Source organism: Burkholderia sp. Ac-20392 (genome assembly GCF_017104585.1).
GTDB classification, from domain to species: domain Bacteria; phylum Pseudomonadota; class Gammaproteobacteria; order Burkholderiales; family Burkholderiaceae; genus Burkholderia; species Burkholderia lata.
The window spans coordinates 1-2,262 of sequence record NZ_JAAGPB010000851.1 but is presented as its reverse complement, the minus strand read 5'-3'; the positions used below and the strand labels follow the sequence as shown (position 1 = coordinate 2,262).

The window sequence follows — 2,262 nt, the reverse complement described above, 5'->3', positions numbered from 1 at the left end:
GTCGCCGTGCTGCTCGACTGCGTGAAGGCCACGTTCGACCAGGGCGACTGGCCCGATGCGCGCTGGCTGGGTTAGAGAGCGCCCGGGATCGGCGTGAGCCGCGTCCAGGGCAGTCGTGGCTTCCCCGGCGGATGTGCGCGGCCGGGACAGGCCATCGCCGGCAGGCCCCGGCGTGCTTCCGCCGGGGCCGCGCGGCGCTTACTTCACCGGCATGCAGATGCGCGTCTGCAACTGCGCGGGCGGCGTGCTGCGCGGGTCGTTCAGGTACTGCTCGAACATCGGGAAGTCGGCCGGCACCATGCCGCTCGCGGGCAGCCATTCGGAGAACATCCAGTTATACGGCCGGTCCATCTCGTTGTACGGCCCCGTGTAGGTCAGGATCGCGCAGCGGCCGGCGGGGATCTCGAAGCGTTCCAGCTCGTCGCCCACCTCGGCGTCGGGCGCGACGGACATGCCGGCCATCGAGCGCAGCCGGTCGGCCGGCACCTGCTCGGGATCGTCGAAATACACGCCGAAGCCGATCGCCTCGGGGCGCGCCAGACCGCGGGCGGCGGCCAGCATGAAGGCGCGGGTGAACACCGGGCCGATTTCCTGATAGCTGCCGTGGTGCGGCAATGCGGCCAGTACGGCGCCGGGGAAGGTTTCGATGGTAACGGGATACATGCCGAGCTCCTGTGGATTGAACGGAACGGAGCGGGCCGCGCGGTAGCGCCCCGGCGACAGGCCGAAGGTCGCACCGAACGCGCGGTTGAAGGCAGCGTCCGACGTATAGCCGGCGCGCTGCGCAACGTCGCGCAATGGCGCCCCGGTCCCGCCCAGTGCGACCGCCGCACGGTGCATGCGAATGCGCTGCACGGTGGCGTTCACCGTCTCACCGAGCATCGCGCGGTAGACGCGATGAAAGTGATACGGCGACAAGCACGCGAGGTCGGCCAGCAGATACAGATCCGGGTCGGCGTCGGGGTGGCTTGCCAGCCAGCGCAGGACGGGGTCCATGCGCCGGGCGTATTGGGTCAGGGTTCGGGTTTTCAATTGCGGGCTCCTGGAGGAGCAATGTAGGGTCGGCGGGTTTGCAGATTTTGCGGTTTTTTCGGGGAAGGGGAAACCGCGCCGGCACTGTTTCGCGCGCTACAGCCGCGCCAGCAATTCCCGCCGCATGAGCTTGCCGTTGCCGTTGAACGGCAGCGCATCGATGGGGAGGATGCGCGCCGGGTGCTTGTAGGCGGCGAGCCGTTCGCGCAGATACCGGCGCAACGCGGCTTCGTCGAGCGGATGCGTGGCATCGACGAGTTCGACGAACGCGACGACGGCCTCGTTGCCGTCTGCTTCCTTCTGGCCGACCACGGCCGAATTCCGGATGCCGGGGAAACCGTTGAGCGCCTGTTCCACTTCGCCCGGATACACGTTGAAGCCGGAGCGGATGATCATGTCCTTGAGCCGTCCGACGATGAACAGCGCGCCGTCGTCGTGCAGTTCGCCGAGGTCGCCCGATGCGTACCAGCCGCCGTCGCGCATCACGTCGGCCGTGGCGTCCGGGTCGCGGAAATAGCCGGGCATCAGGCCCGTGCCGCGCAGCCAGATTTCGCCGCGCGCGCCGGCCGGCAGCGTGCGGCCGCTGGCCGGATCGACGATGCGCAGTTCGGCGCCCGGAAACGCGTAGCCCGCGCTGGTGTCGTGGCGCGTTTCACCCAGCCGCGTCGCGTGCAGCGAGCCCGCGTATTCCGACAGTCCGTAGCCGTGATGCAGGGGCTGGCCGAACATCGCTTCGACCTTCTGCTTGAGCGCGCTGTCGAGCGGCCCGGCGCCGGCGTACAGGTAGCGCAAATGCGGGGCGTCGGGGTGCGCGATGTGTTGTTCCTCGCCGTGCTGAAGCAGGCGGGCAAACAGCATCGGCGGGCCCTGCACCTGGCTCACGCGCCGGTGTGCGAGCGCGTCGAACAGCTCGGCCGGCTCGAACCGCGCGCGCATCTCGAGCGCGGCGCCCGCATGCAGCGACGCGAGCAGCACCGTGCCCAGCCCGAAGATGTGCGTCATCGGCGCGTACGCGTAGACCTTGTCGTCGGGCCCCAGCGCGCGCGATTGCGCGGAGACGCGTGCGAAATGCAGCACGCCGCGGTGCGTCATCATCACGCCCTTGGGCGCGCCCGTCGTGCCGGACGTGAAGATGATCGCCGCGACGTCGCTCGCCAGCGGTTCGGGCTCGACCTGCGCGGCGGCGCGCACGGCGCTGCGCGCGAGGCCGCTCACGCAGGACGGGCGGGG

At 69.8% G+C, this 2,262-nt stretch carries 2 protein-coding genes; both read right to left on the bottom strand.

All coding sequences use genetic code 11. The features are described 5' to 3' along the window. Positions 1–198 precede the first annotated feature (198 nt). Positions 199–1,032, bottom strand: a complete 834-nt coding sequence (locus G3N99_RS38955; protein ID WP_174983582.1) for an AraC family transcriptional regulator — start codon at positions 1,030–1,032, stop codon at positions 199–201. 96 nt (positions 1,033–1,128) lie between these two features. Further along, a partial coding sequence (locus tag G3N99_RS38950; protein WP_206125056.1) for a fatty acid--CoA ligase family protein occupies positions 1,129–2,262 on the bottom strand: 1,134 nt, incomplete at its 5' end.